At 71.7% G+C, this 20676-nt stretch carries 23 protein-coding genes; 13 read left to right on the top strand and 10 right to left on the bottom strand.

Going from position 1 to position 20676, the window contains the following annotated elements:
* Positions 1 to 87 precede the first annotated feature (87 nt).
* Complete coding sequence (locus BKA14_RS38445) at positions 88 to 1134, top strand: GNAT family N-acetyltransferase (protein WP_184955642.1); 1047 nt, start codon at positions 88 to 90, stop codon at positions 1132 to 1134.
* Here the strand turns inward: BKA14_RS38445 and bsaP are convergent.
* Positions 1131 to 1307, bottom strand: coding sequence for a biotin synthase auxiliary protein BsaP (gene bsaP / locus BKA14_RS38440; protein ID WP_184955641.1), 177 nt, complete (start codon positions 1305 to 1307; stop codon positions 1131 to 1133). The two genes, BKA14_RS38445 and bsaP, sit on opposite strands and share 4 nt — an antisense overlap.
* A gap of 1 nt (position 1308) precedes the next feature.
* Positions 1309 to 2304 (bottom strand): biotin synthase BioB, encoded by a 996-nt coding sequence (gene bioB, locus BKA14_RS38435; RefSeq protein WP_184955640.1) that lies wholly within the window; start codon positions 2302 to 2304, stop codon positions 1309 to 1311.
* A gap of 85 nt (positions 2305 to 2389) precedes the next feature.
* Between bioB and BKA14_RS38430 the strand changes: the two genes are divergently transcribed.
* The gene (locus BKA14_RS38430; RefSeq protein WP_184955639.1) at positions 2390 to 3523 is read left to right on the top strand and encodes an 8-amino-7-oxononanoate synthase; all 1134 of its coding nucleotides are present in this window, start codon (positions 2390 to 2392) and stop codon (positions 3521 to 3523) included.
* A 1058-nt stretch (positions 3524 to 4581) separates the two neighbouring features.
* Positions 4582 to 5358 (top strand): dethiobiotin synthase, encoded by a 777-nt coding sequence (gene bioD / locus BKA14_RS38420; RefSeq protein WP_184957200.1) that lies wholly within the window; start codon positions 4582 to 4584, stop codon positions 5356 to 5358.
* A 38-nt stretch (positions 5359 to 5396) separates the two neighbouring features.
* Here the strand turns inward: bioD and BKA14_RS38415 are convergent, their stop codons facing one another.
* From BKA14_RS38415 to BKA14_RS38405, 3 genes are read right to left on the bottom strand one after another with little or no spacing between them, the layout of a single operon-like run.
* A complete protein-coding gene (locus BKA14_RS38415; protein ID WP_184955638.1) occupies positions 5397 to 5918 on the bottom strand; it encodes a DUF1697 domain-containing protein in 522 nt (173 codons plus the stop codon).
* A complete protein-coding gene (locus BKA14_RS38410; protein WP_184955637.1) occupies positions 5915 to 8131 on the bottom strand; it encodes a glycoside hydrolase family 65 protein in 2217 nt (738 codons plus the stop codon). Before BKA14_RS38410 ends, BKA14_RS38415 begins: the two co-directional genes overlap by 4 nt.
* The gene (locus BKA14_RS38405; protein ID WP_239092701.1) at positions 8128 to 8964 is read right to left on the bottom strand and encodes a PfkB family carbohydrate kinase; all 837 of its coding nucleotides are present in this window, start codon (positions 8962 to 8964) and stop codon (positions 8128 to 8130) included. The genes BKA14_RS38410 and BKA14_RS38405 overlap by 4 nt, the downstream gene beginning before the upstream one ends.
* Positions 8965 to 9117: 153 nt before the next feature.
* Here BKA14_RS38405 and BKA14_RS38400 point away from each other — a divergent pair, with 153 nt between their 5' ends.
* The 5 genes from BKA14_RS38400 (at position 9118) to BKA14_RS38380 (ending at position 12926) form a co-directional block, all read left to right on the top strand.
* The gene (locus tag BKA14_RS38400) at positions 9118 to 9696 is read left to right on the top strand and encodes a GAF domain-containing protein (RefSeq protein ID WP_184955635.1); all 579 of its coding nucleotides are present in this window, start codon (positions 9118 to 9120) and stop codon (positions 9694 to 9696) included.
* Positions 9697 to 9730: 34 nt separating this feature from the next.
* Complete coding sequence (locus BKA14_RS38395) at positions 9731 to 10639, top strand: diacylglycerol/lipid kinase family protein (protein WP_184955634.1); 909 nt, start codon at positions 9731 to 9733, stop codon at positions 10637 to 10639.
* 144 nt (positions 10640 to 10783) lie between these two features.
* Positions 10784 to 11341 (top strand): ArsR/SmtB family transcription factor, encoded by a 558-nt coding sequence (locus BKA14_RS38390; protein ID WP_184955633.1) that lies wholly within the window; start codon positions 10784 to 10786, stop codon positions 11339 to 11341.
* Positions 11338 to 12591 (top strand): MFS transporter, encoded by a 1254-nt coding sequence (locus tag BKA14_RS38385; protein WP_184955632.1) that lies wholly within the window; start codon positions 11338 to 11340, stop codon positions 12589 to 12591. Before BKA14_RS38390 ends, BKA14_RS38385 begins: the two co-directional genes overlap by 4 nt.
* A 122-nt stretch (positions 12592 to 12713) precedes the next feature.
* Entirely contained in the window at positions 12714 to 12926 is a 213-nt protein-coding gene (locus BKA14_RS38380) for a hypothetical protein (RefSeq protein ID WP_184955631.1), read from the top strand.
* A 100-nt stretch (positions 12927 to 13026) separates the two neighbouring features.
* Here BKA14_RS38380 and BKA14_RS38375 read toward each other — a convergent pair whose 3' ends face one another.
* The 3 genes from BKA14_RS38375 to BKA14_RS38365 are packed head-to-tail and all read right to left on the bottom strand — an operon-like array spanning position 13027 to position 15340.
* Positions 13027 to 13671: a glycosyltransferase family 2 protein gene (locus BKA14_RS38375; protein WP_184955630.1), complete on the bottom strand. Its 645-nt coding sequence runs from the start codon at positions 13669 to 13671 to the stop codon at positions 13027 to 13029.
* 8 nt (positions 13672 to 13679) lie between these two features.
* Positions 13680 to 14255: a YdcF family protein gene (locus tag BKA14_RS38370; RefSeq protein WP_184955629.1), complete on the bottom strand. Its 576-nt coding sequence runs from the start codon at positions 14253 to 14255 to the stop codon at positions 13680 to 13682.
* A complete protein-coding gene (locus BKA14_RS38365; RefSeq protein ID WP_184955628.1) occupies positions 14237 to 15340 on the bottom strand; it encodes an MBL fold metallo-hydrolase in 1104 nt (367 codons plus the stop codon). Before BKA14_RS38365 ends, BKA14_RS38370 begins: the two co-directional genes overlap by 19 nt.
* A 67-nt stretch (positions 15341 to 15407) precedes the next feature.
* On the opposite strand from BKA14_RS38365, the gene BKA14_RS38360 reads away from it, so the two are divergent.
* Both BKA14_RS38360 and BKA14_RS38355 read left to right on the top strand, forming a co-directional pair.
* Entirely contained in the window at positions 15408 to 15986 is a 579-nt protein-coding gene (locus tag BKA14_RS38360) for an LURP-one-related family protein (protein ID WP_184955627.1), read from the top strand.
* 10 nt (positions 15987 to 15996) lie between these two features.
* The gene (locus BKA14_RS38355) at positions 15997 to 17442 is read left to right on the top strand and encodes a deoxyguanosinetriphosphate triphosphohydrolase family protein (RefSeq protein WP_184955626.1); all 1446 of its coding nucleotides are present in this window, start codon (positions 15997 to 15999) and stop codon (positions 17440 to 17442) included.
* 54 nt (positions 17443 to 17496) lie between these two features.
* Here BKA14_RS38355 and BKA14_RS38350 read toward each other — a convergent pair whose 3' ends face one another.
* Together BKA14_RS38350 and BKA14_RS38345 are read right to left on the bottom strand one after the other, a co-directional pair.
* Positions 17497 to 18048: an LPXTG cell wall anchor domain-containing protein gene (locus BKA14_RS38350; protein WP_184955625.1), complete on the bottom strand. Its 552-nt coding sequence runs from the start codon at positions 18046 to 18048 to the stop codon at positions 17497 to 17499.
* Positions 18049 to 18142: 94 nt separating this feature from the next.
* Positions 18143 to 18628: a hypothetical protein gene (locus BKA14_RS38345; RefSeq protein ID WP_184955624.1), complete on the bottom strand. Its 486-nt coding sequence runs from the start codon at positions 18626 to 18628 to the stop codon at positions 18143 to 18145.
* Positions 18629 to 18692: 64 nt separating this feature from the next.
* Between BKA14_RS38345 and msrB the strand changes: the two genes are divergently transcribed.
* The 3 genes from msrB to BKA14_RS38330 all read left to right on the top strand — a co-directional run bounded on the left by msrB (position 18693) and on the right by BKA14_RS38330 (position 20647).
* The gene (msrB, locus tag BKA14_RS38340; RefSeq protein WP_184955623.1) at positions 18693 to 19103 is read left to right on the top strand and encodes a peptide-methionine (R)-S-oxide reductase MsrB; all 411 of its coding nucleotides are present in this window, start codon (positions 18693 to 18695) and stop codon (positions 19101 to 19103) included.
* Positions 19104 to 19171: 68 nt separating this feature from the next.
* Entirely contained in the window at positions 19172 to 19561 is a 390-nt protein-coding gene (locus BKA14_RS38335) for a hypothetical protein (RefSeq protein WP_184955622.1), read from the top strand.
* A gap of 18 nt (positions 19562 to 19579) precedes the next feature.
* Positions 19580 to 20647 (top strand): ATP-dependent DNA ligase, encoded by a 1068-nt coding sequence (locus BKA14_RS38330; RefSeq protein WP_184955621.1) that lies wholly within the window; start codon positions 19580 to 19582, stop codon positions 20645 to 20647.
* Positions 20648 to 20676 lie beyond the last annotated feature (29 nt).

Here is a 20676-nt window from a genome sequence, read left to right as displayed (position 1 = left end):
CCAGCTCAAGCAATGTCCGGTTAACAGCGGCGGAGGAAGATTGAACCCGGTACAGCTGAACGTGACTCGCCGAAAGGGGTGCCGGACATGGCGCTGTGGCGGATCCGGGCAACGGTTGACGACCGGCCGGGCTATCTTTCCGTTCTGACCGCGAGCCTCGCGCTGCGGTCGGTGAACATCCTCGCCGTCCAGGTGCACACCACCGAGGCCGGCGCCGTCGACGACTTCCTGATCGACGCACCCGACTCGATGAGCGAGCCGGAGTTGCTGGCCGCGATCGCCAAGGGCCGCGGGCGCGACGCGTTCGTGTCCCGGGCCGAGGCTCAGGGCCTGGTCGATCAGCCCACTCGGGCGCTGGCGCTGGCCGGGCGGCTCGCGCACGATCCCGACGCGCTCGGTGAGGCGCTGGTCGCCCTGCTCGACGCGACCGAGGTCCGCTGGCGGCCGGAGCCCCTGGCCGGCCGCCCCGGTTACGAGGCGGCCCGGATGACCCTGGCCGACCCGGCCGGTGGGTCGTTCGAGGTGTTGCGGCGGCTGCCCGCGTTCACCCCGGCCGAATACGCGCGGGCCCAGGCCCTGGTCGAGCTGTCCGGCGCGATGCTGCGCCAGCAGGACGAGCAGATCACGCTGCTGCTGCCCGACGGCGCCGAGCTGGTGATCCGGGCCGCGACGAGCCACGACCTGGACGCCGTACGGGGTCTGCACGAGCGCAGCTCCGCGGCCACCCTGCAGCGCCGCTACCTGGGCGGGGGCACCCCCAGCGACGCCCGGCTGGCCCGCCTGCTCGAACCGTCGGGCACCGGGCGCACGCTGATCGCCGTGGCCGGCGAGCGTGTGGTGGCGATGGCCAACCTGCTCGCCGAAGGGGATTTGGCCGAGGTCGCGATGCTGGTCGAGGACGACTGGCAGCGCCGCGGCATCGGCACGGCCCTGCTGCGCCGGCTCCTCGCGTACGCCGAACGGGCCGAGATCGCAGCCCTGGTCGCCCACACCGCGGCCGACAACGTGGCGATGCTGCGCACGCTCCGCCGGCTGGGCGCGGGTGCGGCCGACCGGGACGGTGCGATGGCCACGGTGACGCTGCCCGTGCCGGGCGTGCGCCCGGTGGGCGAGGAGACTCCGGCTCCGTTCTAGCCCGTACGGGTCCCGTGCTCGACACACGCGGCGCTCCAGCCGGCCGGCACGACCTGCACCTTCATGCGGCGGCGGCACTCGGGGCAGAAGCGTGGCGGCTCCAACGCCCGGGCCGCCGCGCACGCCGCGTGATCACCCTCGGCGGCCGGCTCGCCGCAACGGTCACAGAACATCTCAGATCGTCGCCGAGAGCGCCTTGACCGGCATCTTCAAGTCTTGCAGCAGCTCCAGGTCGCTGGTGGCGGGGCGGCCCAGGGTGGTCAGGTAGTTGCCCACGATCACCGCGTTGATGCCGCCCAGCAGCCCGTCGCGCGTGCCCAGGTCGCCCAGGGTGATCTCGCGCCCGCCCGCGAACCGCAGAATCGTGCGCGGCATGGCCAGCCGGAAGGCGGCGATCGCGCGCAGCGCGTCCTTGCCCTCGACCACGGGCTGGTCCCCCAGCGGCGTGCCCGGACGCGGGTTGAGGAAATTCATCGGCACCTCATGCGGGTCGAGATCGGCCAGCTGGGCCGCGAACTCGGCGCGCTGCTCCAGCGTCTCGCCCAGGCCCAGGATGCCGCCGCAGCAGACCTCCATGCCCGAGTCGCGCACCATCTTGAGCGTGCCCCAACGCTCCTCCCACGTGTGCGTGGTCACCACGTTGGGGAAGTGCGACCGGCAGGTCTCCAGATTGTGGTTGTAGCGGTGCACGCCCATGTCGACCAGGTCGTCCACCTGCTCCTGGGTCAGCATGCCGAGGCTGGCCGCCACCTGGATGTCGACCTCGGCCTTGATCGCCTTGACGCCCTCACGCATCTGGGTCATCAGGCGTGCGTCGGGTCCGCGCACGGCGGCCACGATGCAGAACTCCGTGGCGCCGGTGGCCGCCGTCTGCTTGGCCGCCTCGACCAGCGACGGGATGTCGAGCCAGACCGAGCGTACGGGGGAGGCGAACAGGCCCGACTGCGAGCAGAAATGGCAGTCCTCGGGGCAGCCGCCGGTCTTCAGCGACACGATGCCCTCGACCTCGACCTCGGGACCGCACCACTTCATCCGGACGTCGTGCGCGATTTGCAGGAGCTCGGGCAGCGCGTCGTCGGGCAGCCGCAGCACGTCGAGGATCTGCGCCTCGTCGAGGCCGACACCGTCGTTGAGCACTTGCGAGCGGGCGCGGCCGAGGATCTCTGACATGTCCGCACCCTAACAAGGACTCGCGCCGGGAAGGACCGTCGTAGGGGGGTGGTAGTTTCCCCTTCTCGTGATCGGTGGAGGTGTTTTGAGGGGCTGGTTGGACGCCCTGGAGAGCCTGGCCGCAAGCAGGGCCAAGGCGGGGCTGACCCGTCGGCTGCGGCCGCGCTCATCAGGCGATGCCGTCGTCGATCTGGCCGGCAACGACTATCTCGGCCTGGCCACCCATCCCGCGGTGATCGAGGCATCGGCGCAGGCCCTGCGGGCGTACGGGCTGGGCGCCACCGGATCCCGCCTGGTCCGCGGCTCGTCGGTGGCACACGCCGAACTGGAGTCCGACCTGGCCGCCTGGCTGGGCGCGGAGTCGGCGCTGGTGTTCTCGTCGGGCTATCTGGCCAACCTGGCCGCCGTGCGCAGCCTCACATCCGTGTGTGACCTGATCGTCTCCGACGCCTACAACCACGCCTCGCTGATCGACGGCTGCAAAATTTCAGGGGTCCGTACGGTGGTCGCCCCCCACAACTCGCCGTCCGCGGTGGCCGCGCTGCTCGACGAGCACCCCGGCCGCGCGCTGGTGGTGACCGAGTCGGTGTTCTCGGTCGACGGCGACCTGGCCCCGCTGGCCGAGCTGCACGAGGTGACCTCGGCCCGCGGCGCCCTGCTGCTGATCGACGACGCGCACGCGCTGGGCCTGCTGGGCCCGGCCGGCGCCGGCGGTGTGGTGGCAGCCGGGCTGGCCGGCCGCTCCGACGTGGTGGTCACCGCGACACTGTCCAAGTCGCTGGGCGGGGCGGGCGGCGTGGTGGCCGGCCCGGCCCCGTTCACCCGCCACCTGATCGACACCGGACGCACGTTCATCTACGACACCGCGCTGCCACCGGCCGTGGCCGCCGGGGTGCACGAGGCGCTGCGCATCGCCCGCACGGCCGACGACCGGCGCGCACTGCTGGCGTCCCGGGCCGCGCAGACCGTCGCGCGGCTGAGCGCAGCCGGTTTCGCGGTGTCCCCGCCCGCGGCCGGCGTGCTCTCCGTGCTCGCCCCCGGCCCCGAGGCCGCCCTGGGCTGGGCCGAGGACTGCCGCGACCGCGGCGTGGCCGTCGGCTGCTTCCGCCCGCCGTCCACCCCGGACGGCACCTCCCGGCTGCGCCTGACCCTCAACGCCGGGGTCCCCGACGCCGATTTCGCCCGCGCGCTGGACGTCATCGTGGAGAGCTCACCGTGACCCCCTCATCCCCCACCTCCGTCGACCTGACCGCGCTGCTGACCCGGCTGCCCGGCGCCGACGTGGTGCTGACCGCGCAGGGTTCGGCCTTCCGACTGCCGGCCCGGACGGTGGATCCCGAGCACATCCTGGCCCCGGTCGGCCTGGAATCACTGACCACACCGGAGGCGGTCCCTACCCCGCTGCCGGCCCAGCGCGGCGCCCGGACCACTCCGTCGGCCGGGGCCGATCCCGCTACGAGCGGCCGGACCACCGAGCCGGCCGCAGCCGGCACACCGCCCTCTGCAGCCGACACGTCCCCGCCCTCTGCCGACACGTCCCCGCCCTCTGCAGCCGGCACACCGCCGCCTTCCGCCACCGGCACACCGCCGGCCTCTGCAACCGGCACACCGCCGCCTTCCGCCACCGGCACACCGCCGGCCTCTGCAACCGGCACACCACCCGATGCAGCCGGCACCGACCGGCCGGCCGCCGCGACAACCGTGCGTCCCGGCCCGTCCGACACCGCCCCGCCGGTCGAGCCCGAGCCGGTAGCGCCTGTCTCGCCGGCGCCCGGACTCCCCGCGCCCGTCTCGCCCGCACCCGTCTCGCCCGCGCCCATCTCGCCCGCGCCCATCTCGCCCGCGCCCATCTCGCCCGCGCCCATCTCGCCCGCGCCCATCTCGCCCGCGCCCATCTCGCCTGCGCCCATCTCGCCCGGGCCCGCAAAGCCCGCACCCGTCTCGCCCGCGCCCGTCTCCCCTGCGCCTGGAGTGCCCGCACCCGGAGTGCCCGCACCCGAGGTGCCGTCCACGCCGGAGCCTCCGCTCCCCGCGCCGATCTCACCGGCCCCCTCGCCCGGCCATCCGCTGCCCGACGTGCCAGTGCCGGTCTCGCCCGCGCCCGGTGTCCCCACGCCCGGCACACCCGCGCCCGGTGTCCCCACACCCGGCACACCCGCGCCCGGTGTCCCCACACCCGGCACACCCGCCCCCGGCACCCCCGCCCCCGGCACCTCCGCTCCCGGGATCGACGACCTGCCCGGCGCCGAGGCGATCGGCGCCGAGGTCTCGGCCGAGCTGGCCGCGCAGGCCCAGCCCTCCCCGCGTCGCCCCGCGAACGGCGAGTGGCGCGGCATCGTGCTGGTCACCGGCACCGACACCGAGGTCGGCAAGACCATCGTGACGGCCGCCGTGGCCGCCGCGGCCCAGGCCTCCGGCCTCCGGGTGGCCGTGATCAAGCCGGGCCAGACCGGCATCAACACCGGCGCGCCGACCGACATCGACGTGATCACCCGGCTGGCCGCCCCCGACACGGCAAAGACCCTGGCCGAGTACCCCGAGCCCATGGCACCCCTGGCCGCCGCCACGGTGGCCGAGATGCCGCCGCTCGAGCTCTACGAGGTCGTCGACGCCATCCGGGCCGAGGCCGACAAGCATGACCTGGTGCTCGTCGAGGGCGCCGGCGGTTTGCTCGTCCCGATGGGTGTGCGCCCGTCCGGTGAGTCCTGGACCGTGGCCGACCTGGCCACCACGTTGGGCTTGAGCACGATCGTGGTGGCCCGCGCGGGCTTGGGCACCCTCAACCACACCGCTTTGACGTTGGAGGCCCTGGCCCGCCGCGGCGTCCCCGCGGGCGTGGTCATCGGCGCCTGGCCCGCCGACCCTGACCTGGTGCACTGGGCCAACTTGAGCGAGCTGGTCCCCCATCTGATCGGTGCCCTCCCCGAGGGTGCGGGCTCGATGGATCCGGGTGTCTTCCGCCGCTCGGCCCCGGGCTGGCTCACTCCCGGCCTTTACGGCGACTTGGAGAACTGGCGGGTGTGGGCCGAGGAGTCAGGCGACGGCCACCACTGAGAGCCGCGGCCCTCAGAGGGCGACAGCCACCCGGACGGTCACCACTGAGCGGCCAGTTCGGCCAGTTTGAGGACGGTCGTCCAGTTGCGTTCGGTGCCGGGCAACCCCAGGCGGCGCGACGCCATCGCGGTGTTGACCGGGTTGCCGTGCACCCGGTCCCGGTAGTCGATGTAGACCTCGCGCTCCAGGAGGCGTACGTCGTCGTGGGTCTCCAGGAGACGGGCGCGCTCGGGTGTGGGGTGTTCGGCCAGGAATGTGACCCGCAGCAGGGTGGGTCGTTCGACGGCCGCCGCCGGGAACGGGTTGGCCGCGATGATCTCGGCCAGGCGGTCCCGGCTGCGGATCATCACGGGCTGGTCGACGGCGAACGTGTCGCGCAGCACCGCGTGGATGATCGGGCCCACGTCCCGCTCGGATTCGACTATCACGTTGCCGCTCTGCAGCAGTGTGCGCGCCCCGGGCAGGCCGGCCGTGGCCAGCGCGGCCCGTAATCGGGCCATCGGCACCTTGTTGCGCGCGCCCAGGTTGACCGCGCGCAGGAGCGCCACCCAGACCGTCACTCCGCGAGCGTAGGTGGTCGCGGGGTGGGCGGCGCGGGAAGGTCGTCGATCGGTTCGAGCTGGAAGGTCACCTCCTCGCCGGCGTTCAGGGTGACCTCGGCGCCGTAGTGGCGGAACTCGATCCCGCCGGTGGCGGCCTGATAGGTCACCTTCTCGGACGTCACCGTCACCCTCAGCCCCGCGCCCCGCCACCGCAGCCGGAACTGCAGGCGGGTCAGCCGGGGCGGGATCCGCGGCGCGAGCGACAGCCGGCCGCCGGTGTCGCGCAGCCCGCCGAAGCCCATCACCACCGCGATCCATGACCCGGCGAGGGCCGCGATGTGCAGGCCGTCGCCGCCGGACTCGCCGCCCGCGCGCAGGTCGAGCAGGGCGGTCTCGGTCAGGTAGGCGTGCGCGAGCGACAGGTGGCCGAGCTCGGCCGCGAGGACCGCTTGCACGGGGGCCGAGAGTGAGGAGTCCCGCACCGTACGGGCTTCGTAGTACTCGAAGTTGCGCCGCTTCTCGTCCAGCGTGAACTCGTCGCCGCACATCGCCATCGCGAGCACCAGGTCGGCCTGCTTCACCACCTGCTTGCGATACAGGTTGAGGTAGTGGTGGTGCAGCATCAGCGGGTATTCCTCGTCGTCGAACGAGCCCCACTCGTCCAGGCGCGTGAAGCCCGCCGACTGTTCGTGCACCTGGCGGCGCGGGTCGTACGGGACGGCCAGCCGGTCCGCGATGTGCTCGGAGACCTCGTCCAGGGCCGCCGCGCGCAGGTTGCGCCGGGCCATCAGGTTGGTGAAGACGTTGTCGTCCATCAGCGCCGTGTATTCGTCGGGCCCGGTCACCCCGGCGATGTGCGCGACACCTTCCTCGTCCAGGTAGGCCACTTTGCGCCACAGTCGCGCGGTCTCGGCGACCAGTTCGTCGCCGGCTTCGCGCATGAACGCGTCGTCGCCGGTGGCCGCGTGGTAGCGCAGCACCGCGTCGGCGATGTCGGCGTTGATGTGCAGCGCCGCCGTCCCGGCCGGCCAGTAGCCGGAGCATTCGGGCCCGCTGATGGTCCGCCAGGGGAAGGCCGCGCCGTCCAGCCGCAGTTCGCGGGCGCGTTCGCGAGCGGCGTCGAGGGTGCTGTGCCGCCAGCGCAGGGCCTGCCTGACGCTCGCCGGGTGCGTGTACGTCAGCACCGGCAGCACGTACGACTCGTTGTCCCACAGCGTGTGCCCGTCGTATCCGTTGCCGGTCAGCCCCTTGGACGGGATCGGATGCGGCCCGGCCTGCGCGCCCGCCTGCAGCACGTGGAACAGCCCGAAGCGGGTGCCCTGCTGCACCTGGTCGTCGCCGTCCAGCTCGATATCCGCGTACGCCCAGAAGTCGTCCAGGTAGCGGCGCTGTTCGGCCAGCAGTTCGTCGAATCCGGCGTGGACGGCCGCGTCCCGGTCGGCGCGTGCCTTGTCCCGCTGGTCGAGCCCGTCCCACCCGTACGCGAATATCTTGTCGAACGCGATCGAACCGCGCGCACCGGTCGTCCAGCGCAACCGGTCGGGCCCGGTGACGATCTCGCCCTCGGCGCCCACGTGCGTCACGGCCACGGCGACGGTGATGCCGCTGCGGTGGGTGCGGTGCACGAGCAGGTCACGGTCGTGGAAGACGGGCACGAACGCGTCCTCGATCACGGCACTGGCCCGCGGGTCGTCGCGCGGCGGGGGCTGCGACTCGTCGACGGCCACATCGGAGTCGACGCGCAGCTCGGCGTCGGCTTCGACGGTGTAGCGGATCGCGCCCACCGACGGACGCTCGAACGACACCACCCGGACGCTCCGCAGCCGCACCTCGATCCCGCCGGGCGACACCCATTCCACGTCCCGGGTGAGCGTGCCCGCGCGCAGATCCAGCACTCGCTCGTGTTTGCGCACTTCACCGGTGCGCAGATCGAACGTCTCCCCGCCGACCGTCAGATGGATCGGCTTGGCGTTCGGGGCGTTGACGACCGTTTCCGTGCGCTCGGGGAACGCGTACCCGGCCTCCGGATAGGTCAGGTCGCGCACCTCGTACAGCGAGTTCAGGAACGTGCCGGGCATCCCGGCGGGTTGCGGCTCGTCCAGGTTGCCACGCAGCCCGATGTGCCCGTTGGCCAGCGCGAACAACGATTCCGCCTGCCTGAGCCCGGCGTCGTCCGAGGGCAGACCGATTTCCCGTACGACCCACGCCTCGGCCGGCCCGATCCGGCTCATCGGCCCAGCTCCGGACGGCCGCCGACATGCTGCACGGTGGAGCCGGAGGCGGCCGTGGCCTGGTGCGCCGCCTCCTCGTAGGACGCGCCGTTCAGCAGCGCGGCGGTCAGCGCGGCCACGAACGAGTCGCCGCCGCCGGTGGTGTCGACCGCGTCCACGTCCCCCAGCGGGATCTTCAACCGGCCGCCGCGCCACAGGAACAGGTTGCCGTCGGGCTGCGCCAGCGCGACCAGTTCAGGCCCGCGGTCGAGCAGTTCCTCGCCCCGACCGCCGGCCTCCTTCTCGTCGGCGCGCACCACATCGGCGTACGGGAGCAGGGTCTCGTCGTTGATCTCGCCGTCGAGGACCACCAGCCGCCCGGCCTCGTGACCGATGCGGGCCGCGGCCCGGACGGCCTCGGCGGGCTGCTGGAGCTGCAGGAGCACGGCGTCGCACTGCGCGATCGGGTCGCGGGCGCGCAGGATGTCGGCCTCGGTGAGCAGCACGGGCGGCGGCAGGTGCTCGATGTAGCGGTAGTCGCCGCCGGACTCCAGAATCTCGACGATCACCCCGGTCTCCTCGCCGCGGCGGCGCACCACGTGATCGACGTCGATGCCGTCCCGGGCCGCCCGGGCCAGCAGGGCGTCACCGGTCGCGTCGTCGCCCGCCACCGCGATCAGGACGGGACGAACGCCCAGTTGGGCCAGGGCAACGGCTTGGTTCGCGCCTTTGCCGCCGAGTTGTTCGCGGCGTTCGCCGGCGGGCGCCGAGCTGCCGGGCCCGGGCAGGCGGTCTACGGTGAGAACCAGGTCGCGGGCGAGTTGTCCGATCACGGCGGCAGTGGGTGCTGTCACGGGGAGATAAGTACCCAGCAACCGACTGGTTGTGCGACATTCGCGGCTGAGGCTTGCCTGTGAACTCAATTCGCCCATCGAGAGCATTGCGGGACACCGACGCCCTTTCTAGGCTCGCATGCACCGTTGCCACTGTGAGGGGGATCACCGGACATGACGAACAGCAACCCCGTGTCGTCGAACGCCTACGAATATCTGGACAACGTGGGTCCGGAGGAGCAGGCGCGCCTCGAGGCCGTGCGGCGTTACCGGCTCGTCGATCAGCCGGTCGAGGACGCGTACGACCGGATCGCGTACGTCGCGGGCGCCATCTTCGACACCCCCATCGCGACGGTGTCGCTGGTCGAGCAGGACAGGGTGTGGCTGGCCGCGTGTCAGGGCCTGTCGGGCGTACGGGAAGTCGGCAAGGAGCCGGGGCTGTGCGCGTCGGTCATCGCCCAGGACGACGTCTACGTGATCAACAACGCCGCGGTCGACCCCCGTACGCTCGAACACCCGCTCGTCCGGGGCGAGCTGGGCCTGCGCTTCTACGCCGCCGCGCCGATCCGCACCCACGACGGCTACCGCCTGGGCACCGTCAACGTGATCGACAACCGTCCCCGCGAGGCGTCGCAGCGTCAGCTCCAGGCCCTCGAACACCTCGCCTCGATGGTCTCCGACGAGCTCGAACTGCGCCTCATGGTGATCCGCAGCGCGGCGGCCGAGCAGCGGATGCGCGAGACGGTCAGCTGATTACGATTCCGGCGCTTCGGGTAGTTCGCTGCGCATGCGAACCCCCCGCACGATCGCCGTAGTCGCGCATCAGAAGAAGACGCTGGGCGGCGGCCTGGACGAGTTGCGTCGCCGCCTGACCGACGCCGACCTCGACGACCTGATCTGGTACGAGGTGCCGAAGAGCAAGAAGGCCCCGGCCGCGGTCAAGAAGGCGCTCAAGTCCAAGCCCGACCGCCTGATCGTGTGGGGTGGCGACGGCATGGTGCAGCGCTCGCTCGACGTCGTCGCTCACACCGGCGCCAAGACGCCTGTCGGCATCATCCCGGCCGGCACGGGCAACCTGCTGGCCACCAACCTGGGTATCCCGGCCGACCTGCCCGAGGCCGTCGAGATCGCGTTGCACGGCACACCCCACGCCGTCGACCTGGGCCGCTTCGAGGGCGAGTACTTCGGCGTGATGGCAGGCGTCGGCTTCGACGGCGCGATGATCAGCGACGCCGACCGCAACTTGAAGGACCGGCTGGGCAAACTCGCGTACGTCTGGGCTGGTGTACGTCACGTCAACGAGTCCGCCGCCGTCGCCACCATCAAGATCGACGGCACGAAGTGGTTCGAGGACGAGGCCAGCTGCGTCCTGATCGGCAACGTCGGCCGGATCACCGGGGGCATCAAGGCCTTCGACGACGCCAAACCCGACGACGGCTGGCTCGACGTCGGCGTGGCCACCGCCCAGGGTGCCCTGCAGTGGGCCCGGGCGCTGGGCACGATGGCCGTGGGCCGCAGCGACAGCTCCCCGTTCGTCCGCACGACCCGCGCCCGCCGCATCGACGTCAAGCTGCAGTCCAAGATGGAATACGAACTCGACGGCGGCGCCCGCACGAAGACCAAGTCCTTCTCGGCCAAGGTCGCCCCCGGCGCCGTCAAGATCTGCGTCCCCCGGGAGCCGGCCGCCCTCTCCTGACCCACCCCGCCGCCCCTGCCCGCCCGCTCGGCCCGACCACCCCTCCCGCACTCGCCCCTCCATGCGTCAATCGAGCGCTTTGCGTCCCTGGCACTCTGTCGCTCATGCTTGCAAAGACTTCTTTGCATAGCTAGCTTTGCGTTTATGCCCGACGTCCCGAGCGACCACTTGGATCCCCGCACCCTGCGCGGCCTGGCCCATCCGCTCCGAGTTCGGCTGCTGAACCACCTGCGCGAACGCGGCCCTTCCACGGCCAGCAAACTGGCCGAGCAGTTGGGCCAATCCAGCGGCGCCACCAGCTACCACTTGAGACAGCTGGCCGCCTACGGCTTCGTGGAGGACGCCGGCGACCGCACCGGACGCGAACGCTGGTGGCGCGCCACCCACACCCGTACGGACCTGGACGTCGCCACCAGCCGTGAGGCGTTCGACCAGGCCGAGGGCTACCTCCGGGCCGTCGCCGCGGCCGACTTCCAGCGCGTCGAGGCCGCGATCGGCAACCTCCCCGGCCTGCCGGAGCCCTGGCCGGACGCGTTCTTCCTGGCCACCGAGCAGCCCCGGCTCTCCGCCGCCCAAGCCGTCGAACTGCGCACCCGCATCAAGGCCCTGGTCGACGAGTACGCCGCCGCGGCCCCCGCCGACGCCGCCCGCGTCAGCGTCCAGTGGCAGATCCTCCCGGCGCCCGACGGGCCCGCCGAATGACGAGGCGTCCCCTGGCCGGCCTGCTCGCGGCCGAGGCTGTCTCGCTGACCGGAAGCCACATCGCGGCCGTCGCCGTGCCCTGGCTGGTGCTCGTGACAACGGGTTCGGCCACCCGCGTCGGCGTTGTCGCCCTCGCCCAGACGCTGCCGTTCGTGCTGGCCGGCGTCCTCGGCGGCGCGCTGGTCGACCGGGTCGGCCCGCGCCGTGTGGCCGTCACCGCCGACGTTGCCAGCGCGATCGCGGTCGGGCTGATCCCCTTCCTGCACGGGCTGGGCCAGCTCACTTTCGCCCGGCTGCTCACCGCGGTGGCCCTGGCCGGCGCGATCGGCGGCTGCGGCAATGTCGCCAAACGCGCGCTCCTGCCGGCCGCCATCGAAGCTTCCCGTACGCCCATGGCCCGCGCCACGGCCCTCTTCGAAAGTTTCGCCCGGGCCGCCCTGCTGGTCGGCCTGCCCGTCGGGGGCGTCCTGGTCACCGCGCTCGGCCCGGCCCTGGTGCTCGCCCTCGACGCGGCCTCCTTCGCGCTCAGCGCCCTTGCCGTGGCCACCCTGGTCCGGGTCCGCGCCCCTGCACGAAACGAACAGACCGGTCTCTCCGCCGGCTTCCGCTTCCTCCGGCGTGACCGGCTGGTGGTCGCCGTGACAGCGATGCTCTTCGTCACCAACCTGGTCGATCAGGCGTTCATGGTCGTCTTCCTGCCCGTCTGGGTCCGCGACACCGGCGCCGGCCCGGCCGCGCTGGGCTGGATCGGTGGCGTCTTCGGCCTGGGCGCAGTGCTCGGCGCGGTTGCCTACGCCTCCCTGGCCGTACGCCTCCCCCGCGTCACCACGTTCGCGATCTGCTGCCTGATCGCGGGGTCCCCCAAACTGTTCACCCTGGCCCTCACCGACCATCCCGGGCTCGTGCTGGCCGTGGCCTTCGGAGCCGGCCTGGCCGCCTCCACCCTCAACCCGATCCTCATGGCCGTCGGCTACGAACGCATCCCCGTCCACCTGCGCGGCCGCGTCCTCGGCGCGGTCGGCGCCGTCTCCTTCGCCGGCGTGCCCGCCGGTGGCCTGCTGGGCGGTCTCGCGGTCGATCTCGGCGGCCTGCGCCACGCCCTGCTGACCGCGGGCGCGATTTACCTGGTCGTCACGCTCGCACCGTTCCTCACCCTGTCCCGCCTGCGCGAAGCGGTCGGCCAGCCAGCCCCGAAGTCGGATAGCCGACAGCCGCCTTCGTCCCCACCAGTGCCAGCGATAACCGCTTAGGTCCATATCTGCCCGGATATCCACTGGATTGCGCCACACGGCCGCCCCCACACTGGCCTTTCCATCCGGCACCGCTACGCATCTCCAGGGGGTTCGCCATGCCGTCCCACCCGAGTTCCGCAGTGAGCGTCGTATCCGTGGTGACCGCGGCCGCCGTCATCGTCGTCGGCTACCGCCTCGGTCACCGTCCGTCCGCCTGGCGAGCCACGCGGCGCCGGACCCGGGCCGCCCGCCACACCCGCCCGCACGCCTGGCTGCCGACCGCCCAATTCATGACCGTCTTCCTCATGCTGCTGGCAGCCATGTTCGCGGCAGCCTACGACGCAGGAAACTAGACCCGGCGGTCATCCACAGTGGCCAATCGAAAGGCAGATGCCCGACGGGTCACCGAAACGCAGGCCCCGGCCTGCGTGATCGCTCGAGCGCGGTGCGCACCTACCTATCGACCACGACGAACCGCAGCAGCGACCGGTAGACCCGCGCCGCGTCCCGTACCGACCCGAAGTGGGACGACGCGTTTCCGTCCAGATAGGTGGTGTCGATCGGCACCTGCTCGATCCGCTGCCCGTCGCGGGCCGCCCACAGCAGCACGTTCATCTCGTACTCGAACCGTTCCCCGGGCACGGCCAAGAGCCGGTCCAGCATCGAGCCCGGCATCCCGCGCAGCCCCGTCTGCGTGTCGCGCACCCACTGCCCGGTCGCGGCCCGGAAGAGCGTCCTGGTCACCGCATTCCCGACCCGGCTGCGCGGCGGCATCCGCCGCACCCGGCGTACGCCCAGGACCAGCCGGCCGGTGGCCTCCACTTCGGCCTGCACCCGCCGGATGTCCTCAACGGAGTGCTGCCCGTCGGCGTCGGCGCAGATCACCGGTTGTCCCGGGTGCGTCCGGGCCACGTACGCGAAACCGGTTTTCAACGCGGCCCCTTTGCCCCGGTTGACGGGATGCCGCAGCACCACGGCGCCGGGCACGGTGACGGGTTCGGAACTTCCGTCGTCCACGACGACGACGTGCTCGAATGCGGCGACGAGAGCCCGGAGCCGATCGGGCGACGGCTGGTAAACCGGCAGCAGCAGAACCATGCGCGCTGCTATACCCCGCGCCGCAACATCGTCACCATCCGTCGCTCGCGCCGCAGCAGCACCACCGGGTCCCGTACGCCGAAAAAGCACACTTTCGAGGCCGCGCGCAGCCCGTGCTCGAGCAGGTAACCACGGCCGGGCACCGGGACGTCGAGCAGAGCGGACGACGGCAGACCCAGCACTTTCCGGGCCAGGTAGTGCACTCGCGGCAGATGCCAGGCGTGCGTGACCAGCCCCAGCGGCCGCGCCGGCCCCAGCGTCAGCCCGTCCAGGAGCCCGTCCTCCACCACGTTGAGCAGGTTCTCCAGGGTGCTCCGGGAGCGGCACTCCACCCGCAGCGACCGCGCGTCCACTCCGGCGTCGAGGGCGACCTGACGCATCAGATCACCCTCGCGACAACCCGTCGGCGGTTCGGGAGCTCCCGTTCGGGCCTGCTCCCAGCCGCCCGACAGCACGATCCGCTCCACCGGCGGATACGCGACGGCCGCACGCACCCGAGCCAGGGACCCGGGCGAGAGCGACGCGTCGGGAGCGAGCCCGTTGCCGAAGACCAGGAGCGCGGCCGCTACGCGATCTGCTGCCACCAGCCGTCCACCGCGGGCGGGTTGTCGACGTCGACCCGCTCACCGGGTCGCGGCACGGCCAGTCGCACGTCGCGGGCCTTGGCCTCCCGCCAGGTGCGGTCGGCGGGCTCGGCCCAGTCGTGCAGGGCCAGGTTGAACGTCGCCCAGTGGACCGGGATCATCAGCCCGGCCCCGACGTCGACGGTGGTGGCCACACCGTCCTCCGGGAACATGTGGATGTCGGGCCAGGACTCGCTGTACGCACCCACCTGCACCAGCGAGACGTCGAACGGGCCGTGCTGCTCACCGATCTCGGCGAAGCCGGGGAAATAGCCGGTGTCGCCCGAGTAGAAGACCTTCCGGGTGGGGCCGTTGATGACCCAGCTCGTCCAGAGCGTGCCGTCGCGGCCGAGCCCGCGCCCGCTGAAGTGCCGGGCCGCGGTCGAGATGAACTCGAGGCCGGCCACCTTGTGCCTGTCGTTCCAGTCCAGCTCGACGATGCGGGTGGCCGGCACACCCCAGCGCTCCAGGTGGGCGCCCACGCCCAGCGGCACCAGGAACGGCACGGCCTGCAGGTCGACCAGGTTCTGGATGGTCTCCATGTCGAGGTGGTCGTAGTGGTCGTGCGAGATCAGCACGGCGTCCAGCGGGGGCAGGTCGCGCAGCGCGACCGGCGGTTCGTGCAGGCGGCGGGGGCCGGAGAGCCGCGACGGGGAGCAGCGCTCGCTCCACACCGGGTCGAGCAGCACCCGCTTGCCCTCGATCTCGACCAGCGCCGACGAGTGGCCGTACCAGGTCACGTGCAGCCCGTCGGCGGAGGCGCCGGGGGCCGGAGTGACCAGCGGGATCGGCAGGCGCGGGTGGCGGCGCTCGCGGTCGCGCAGGGTAGCGGCGAAGATCTTGGGCATCGACGAGGCGGCCAGCATGGTGGCGGGCACGGTGTTGTGGAACTTGCCCTCCGCGAACTGGGGTGACGCCTGCATGCGGGCGAGCCGCTCGCCGCGGGCCTTGGCCCCCATCTGGCGCGGGATGTCACGCGCCACCCACACCGCCGCCGCCCCCAGGGCCAGCGCAATCAATGATCCCGTACGTCCTCGCTTCGCCATCCGACCAGTCTGACGGGCCCGCCGGGGGTCCCGCCACCGGATGCCTTTTGTGACACACTGCTCAGCCGTGAACGTCGACATCCTTCAGAGCCAGCAGCAGCTCATCGTGCGTCAGCGCATCCGCATGATGGTCAACCAATACGAGATCCACGCCGCCGCCCCCGACGGCAGCGAGGCCGGCATCCTCGCCTTCGCGCAGCAGAAGCGGATGGCGTTCAAGGAGCAGGTCACGCTCTACACCGACGACACCAAGAGCACGCCCGTGCTGGGCTTCAAGGCCCGCCAGGTGATGGATCTGGGCGCCACGTACGACATCACCGACGCCGCGGGCGCGCCCATCGGCCTGTTCCGCAAGAACTTCAAGGAGTCGCTGATCCGCTCGACGTGGCACCTCGAGCAGCCCGGCTTCGGCGAGATGGTGGGCCGCGAGACCAACGTGTGGGTCGCCGTGCTGCGCCGGTTCGTCGAGGCGCTGTCCTGGCTGCCCTACCACTTCGACTTCGTGCTGGGCGACCGTCCGGTGTTCTCCGTGGTCAAGAAGTGGGGTCTGCGCGACCGCTACGTGGTGACGATCCACGACCCGCGGGTCGACCGTCGCCTGGTCGCGGCCATGTCCGTCGCCTTGGACGCACTGCAGGCCCGGTAACGTAGCCGGGATGGACGATCCCCGGGCGCAACGCCTCTTCGGCGACCGGCTGGTCGCCCCCGGCGACCTCGCCGCCAGCCCGTTCCGCGTCGACCGGGACCGGATCGTCGCCTCCCCGTTCTTCGCCCGGCTCGCCGGCGTCACCCAGGTCATCAGTCCCGGGGGCGCCGGCCTGCTGGTGCACAACCGGATGACCCACAGCCTCAAGGTCGCGCAGGTGGCCCGGGCCATCGCCGAGCGCGTCGACCCCGGCCTGGCCGACAAGCTGGGTGGCTGCGACCCCGACGTGGTGGAGGCGGCCGCGCTGGCCCACGACCTGGGTCACCCGCCCTTCGGCCACCTCGGCGAGCGCGTGCTCGACCGGGTCGCCCGCCAGCGGCTCAAGCTGCTCGACGGCTTCGAGGGCAACGCCCAGTCGTACCGGATCGTCACCAGCACCGAGATCCGTGGCCAGGCGACGCTCGGGCTCAACCTCACCAACGCCGTACGGGCGGCGATCCTCAAATATCCGTGGACCCGCCGCGACCCCCAGCGGTTCATGGACCCGCCACCGCGCGGCGCCGCGCCTCCGGCCGACGACCCCGAGGGCGGCTCGCCCAAGTTCGGCGCCTACTCGACCGAGGCCGGCGACATGCGGGCCGCCCGGGCCCCGTTCGCGGGCCGGGTCGCCGACTGGCAGCAGACGGTCGAGGCCTCGGTCATGGACACGGCCGACGACATCGCGTACGCGATCCACGATCTTGAGGACGTGCACCGGGTCGGGGTGCTGCAGCAGGGTGCCGTGGCCACCGAGCTGATGGCCTGGCAGCGCTGGGGCACCGAGACCGACCTCAACCGGGCCGGCGGCGCGATCGAGTCGCTGCGCCGCCAGCTGCACCGCAAGGACGGCTGGATGGCCGACGACGAGGCCTTCGCGGCGGCGGTCGAGCTCGTGCGGGCCGAGCTGGTCGACGGTCTGCTGGCCCGCCCGTTCGACGGCTCGCTGGAGGCCGAGGCCCAGGTCGCGGCGTTCGCGGCCACGTGGACACGCCGCCTGGTGGATTCGGTGGAGACGATCGCCGACCCGGCCGTCCGCTCCGGTCATGTGCAACTCGCCACAGCCCAGTGGCACGAGGTGCAGATCCTCAAGTTCGTGCAGAACCGGTTCGTGCTGGCCCGCCCCGACCTCGCCCTGCACCAGCGGGGTCAGGGCCGCCTGGTGGCGTCGCTGGTCGAGGCGCTGATGGCCTGGCTGGTCGACCCCGACGAGGAGGAGCGCATCCCGAGCCGGCTGCGTGACCTGGTCGAACTGGCCGAGGCCGAGTTGCCCGAGGGCACCCCGGAGCGGATGGACCGGGCCCGGGGGCGTGCGGTGGTCGACTTCGTGGCCGGCCTGACCGACAACCAGGCAGTGGGCTTGATGCAGGCGTTGTCCGGCAAGTCGCGCCAGCTCTGGACCGACGCGTTCGTGCTTTGAACAAAACGAAGGCCGCCCGGTAGCCGGGCGGCCTTTCGTTCACCTACTGGTGTGTCAGGCGGTGCGGCGGCGGCGCGTGTACCAGACCGACGCGATGCCGGCCGCGACGAGCAGGCCACCCATCGAGACGATGGCGGCCATCGGCGTGCCGGTCACCGGGAGCGCACCGGCCGGGCTGACGCCGCCACCGGGGGTCGTGGTGGCCGGGGCCACGCCCGGGCTGCTGGTGGTCGGGCTGACGCTCGGCGGCACCGTGTCGACGCTGGCAGTGGGCGTCGGGCCGTAACCGGTGTTGCCCCGGGTCGGGGTGTCGGTGTCCGGCGTGTCCGTGTCCGGGGTGTCGGTGTCGGGCGTGTCGGTGTCCGGCGTCTCGGCCGCGTTCCCGGTCGGGGTCGTCGCGCCCGGCGTGCCGTATCCACCCTGCCCGCGGGTCGGCGCCTCGTCGGTGGCGTCAGGGGTGCCGTAGCCGGTGGCGGCGACGACCGGCATGGCGGCCGGGTCGATGGTGGCCGACGTGGCCAGGGCCGGGGACACACCCAGCGCGAGAGCGGCGGTCAGGCCGGCGGCGGGCAGGCCGACGGCGATGATCCGGCGAATTGTGCTCATGAGGAGTTATCCATTCCTGTTCCGGTGTTTCCAGGTCCGAGGGGAGCTTAGCGGCATATGCCCGATTTACCCGTTAAGGGGGCCCGGCGGGTCATCATCCCGGAAGACCACCGAAACGGTGACTCCGCCACAGATGGGACAAAGCGTACATTTTCCCCTCGAACCGAGGGTCGGCCGCGAACAGTTCGCCGCTGTACGGGGCGTTGAGCTGCACACTGTCACCGGAGTCGAGATAGACCGACACCACGGTCCGCGCCCCACGCCGCTCCGCTCGCACGTCGACGACCTCGTCCCAGGGCGCTACGCCGTTCGTGAAGACGGAGAGCGTACGGATGCCGCAAGCGCTCACCTGCGTGCCGGTCACGCGGCCCACGAGCACGCCGACCAGCGCCCCGCCCAGCGGCGGCAGCCCGGCCAGAGCGGCCCAGGTCGCGCCCGCCGGCGGCTCGACGAACCCGGTCAAGGTCAGCATGGCGGCGAGGAGCAGGAGCCCCACCGCGAGGATCGAGCCGAGGTAGAGCCCCCGCCCGAGGGCCTGGTGCCAGGTGGGCCTGAAAGTGGCCGGCGACGCATCTCCCATGCCCTGGTCAAACGGTGACGCCGACCACTTCGGCCGCACCCCCGGTGCGTCGTACCTTTGAGACATGGGAACAAACGAGTCCACCCTGCCCACAACGGAAGAGCAGTGGCGTGTCCGCCTCTCTCCCGACGAGTTCCGCGTCCTGCGTCAGGCCGGCACGGAGGCCCCGTGGTCCGGCGAGTACGTGAGCACCAAGACCGCCGGCATGTACAACTGCCGGGCCTGCGGCGCCGCCCTCTACCCGAGCACCGACAAGTTCGACTCCAACTGCGGCTGGCCGTCCTTCGACGACGCCATCCCCGGTGCCGTCAAGGAGATCGACGACTACAGCCACGGCATGGTCCGCACCGAGATCCGCTGCGCCAACTGCGACTCCCACCTGGGCCACGTCTTCCGCGGCGAGCACCTGACGGCCAAGAACACCCGCCACTGCGTCAACAGCCTGAGCATCAAGCTGGACCCCGAGCAGTCCTGACGCCGCACAGGGCCGACCGACACCGTCCGATCGGCCCTGTGAACCACTCGAATGGCACACTCCTCGCCGTGGATGCCGAGCTGACTGCCGCCCTCGCCCCGGTTCTGCGTGACCTGGCTGCCCACGACGTGCACCCGCGCATCGAGATGGAGTCGTGGGACGGCGGCGCACCGATCCTCATGCTGTACAGCTCCGACGGCTTCGGCATAGGTCTGCGCGACCAACCGGGCCTGTCCCCCGCCGCAAAGGTCGCCGAGCTGGCCGATCAGGTGCAGGACTGGGCGGTTGAGGTGCTGTGGTTCGCGAGCCGCCCCACAAACTGGCCGCGCTGCCCCCACCACCCCACGACGCATCCGCTCGCGGCGGCCGCGCACGACGAACGGGCGTACTGGAAATGCCCGGCCGACGGCGCCTTGATCAGTGAAATCGGCAGCGCAGGGGCTACCTCGGCGGCCTGAAACGGGCACACTGGCGGCATGGAGCTGCCGATCAATCCGCCGGTCAAGCCGATGCTGGCCAAACCCGTGGCCGAGATCCCGCCCGGCCAGGTCTACGAGCCGAAGTGGGACGGCTTCCGCTCGATCATCTTCCGGGACGGCGACGAGATCGAGATCGGCAGCCGCAACGAGAAGCCGATGACCCGCTACTTCCCCGAGGTGGTGGAGGCGATCCGGGCCAACTTCCCGGAGCGGGCGGTGATCGACGGCGAGATCATCGTGGCCGACACCGGGCGCAACACGCTCGACTTCGAGGCCTTGCAGCAGCGCATCCACCCCGCCGCGAGCCGGGTCAAGCTGCTCAGCGAGCAGACCCCGGCCAGTTTCGTGGCGTTCGACCTGCTCGCGATCGGCGACGAGGATCTGACCGAGCAGCCGTTCAGCGTGCGCCGCGACCGGCTGGCCGAGGTGCTCAAGGAGGCCAAGCCCCCGGTCTACGTCACCCCGGCCACCGACGACCTCGAGACGGCCACCCGCTGGTTCGCCGAGTTCGAGGGGGCCGGCCTCGACGGGCTGATCGCCAAGCAGCGCGACCTGACCTATCAGCCCGACAAGCGGGTGATGACGAAGATCAAGCACAAGCGCACCGCCGACTGCGTGGTGGCCGGCTACCGCGTGCACAAGTCGGCCGACAACCGGATCGGCTCGCTGCTGCTCGGCCTGTACGACGAGCGCGACGTGCTGGTCAGCGTGGGTGTGATCGGCTCGTTCCCGATGAAGGTGCGCGAGGAGCTGTTCGAGGAGCTGCAGCCGCTGGTCACCGAGTTCGAGGGCCACCCCTGGAACTGGGCCGCGCACATGGAGGGCGAGCGCACCCCGCGCAAGAACGAGGTGAGCCGCTGGAACGCGGGCAAGGACCTGTCGTTCACCCCACTGCGGCCCGAGCGGGTCGTCGAGGTGCGCTACGACTACATGGAGGGCATCCGGTTCCGGCACACCGCCCAGTTCGAACGGTGGCGACCCGATCGTGACCCGCACACTTGCACCTACGAGCAGCTGGAACGACCGGTGCAGTTCAACCTGGCCGAGGTGCTGACGAGCCGCTGACCCACGAACTGTCAGACAGACCGGATAGC

This window comes from Paractinoplanes abujensis, assembly GCF_014204895.1.
GTDB classification, from domain to species: domain Bacteria; phylum Actinomycetota; class Actinomycetes; order Mycobacteriales; family Micromonosporaceae; genus Actinoplanes; species Actinoplanes abujensis.
This window is presented reverse-complemented; position numbering and strand designations above follow the sequence as displayed.

Coding starts and splice junctions, on each gene's coding strand:
- BKA14_RS38350 (WP_184955625.1), bottom strand. CDS start 18,048: ATGAGCACAATTCGCCGGATCATCGCCGTCGGCCTGCCCGCCGCCGGC.
- BKA14_RS38395 (WP_184955634.1), top strand. CDS start 9,731: ATGCGAACCCCCCGCACGATCGCCGTAGTCGCGCATCAGAAGAAGACG.
- bioB (WP_184955640.1), bottom strand. CDS start 2,304: ATGTCAGAGATCCTCGGCCGCGCCCGCTCGCAAGTGCTCAACGACGGT.
- BKA14_RS38330 (WP_184955621.1), top strand. CDS start 19,580: ATGGAGCTGCCGATCAATCCGCCGGTCAAGCCGATGCTGGCCAAACCC.
- BKA14_RS38390 (WP_184955633.1), top strand. CDS start 10,784: ATGCCCGACGTCCCGAGCGACCACTTGGATCCCCGCACCCTGCGCGGC.
- msrB (WP_184955623.1), top strand. CDS start 18,693: ATGGGAACAAACGAGTCCACCCTGCCCACAACGGAAGAGCAGTGGCGT.
- BKA14_RS38400 (WP_184955635.1), top strand. CDS start 9,118: ATGACGAACAGCAACCCCGTGTCGTCGAACGCCTACGAATATCTGGAC.
- BKA14_RS38375 (WP_184955630.1), bottom strand. CDS start 13,671: ATGGTTCTGCTGCTGCCGGTTTACCAGCCGTCGCCCGATCGGCTCCGG.
- bsaP (WP_184955641.1), bottom strand. CDS start 1,307: ATGTTCTGTGACCGTTGCGGCGAGCCGGCCGCCGAGGGTGATCACGCG.
- BKA14_RS38345 (WP_184955624.1), bottom strand. CDS start 18,628: ATGGGAGATGCGTCGCCGGCCACTTTCAGGCCCACCTGGCACCAGGCC.
- BKA14_RS38355 (WP_184955626.1), top strand. CDS start 15,997: ATGGACGATCCCCGGGCGCAACGCCTCTTCGGCGACCGGCTGGTCGCC.
- BKA14_RS38445 (WP_184955642.1), top strand. CDS start 88: ATGGCGCTGTGGCGGATCCGGGCAACGGTTGACGACCGGCCGGGCTAT.
- BKA14_RS38385 (WP_184955632.1), top strand. CDS start 11,338: ATGACGAGGCGTCCCCTGGCCGGCCTGCTCGCGGCCGAGGCTGTCTCG.
- BKA14_RS38365 (WP_184955628.1), bottom strand. CDS start 15,340: ATGGCGAAGCGAGGACGTACGGGATCATTGATTGCGCTGGCCCTGGGG.
- BKA14_RS38410 (WP_184955637.1), bottom strand. CDS start 8,131: ATGAGCCGGATCGGGCCGGCCGAGGCGTGGGTCGTACGGGAAATCGGT.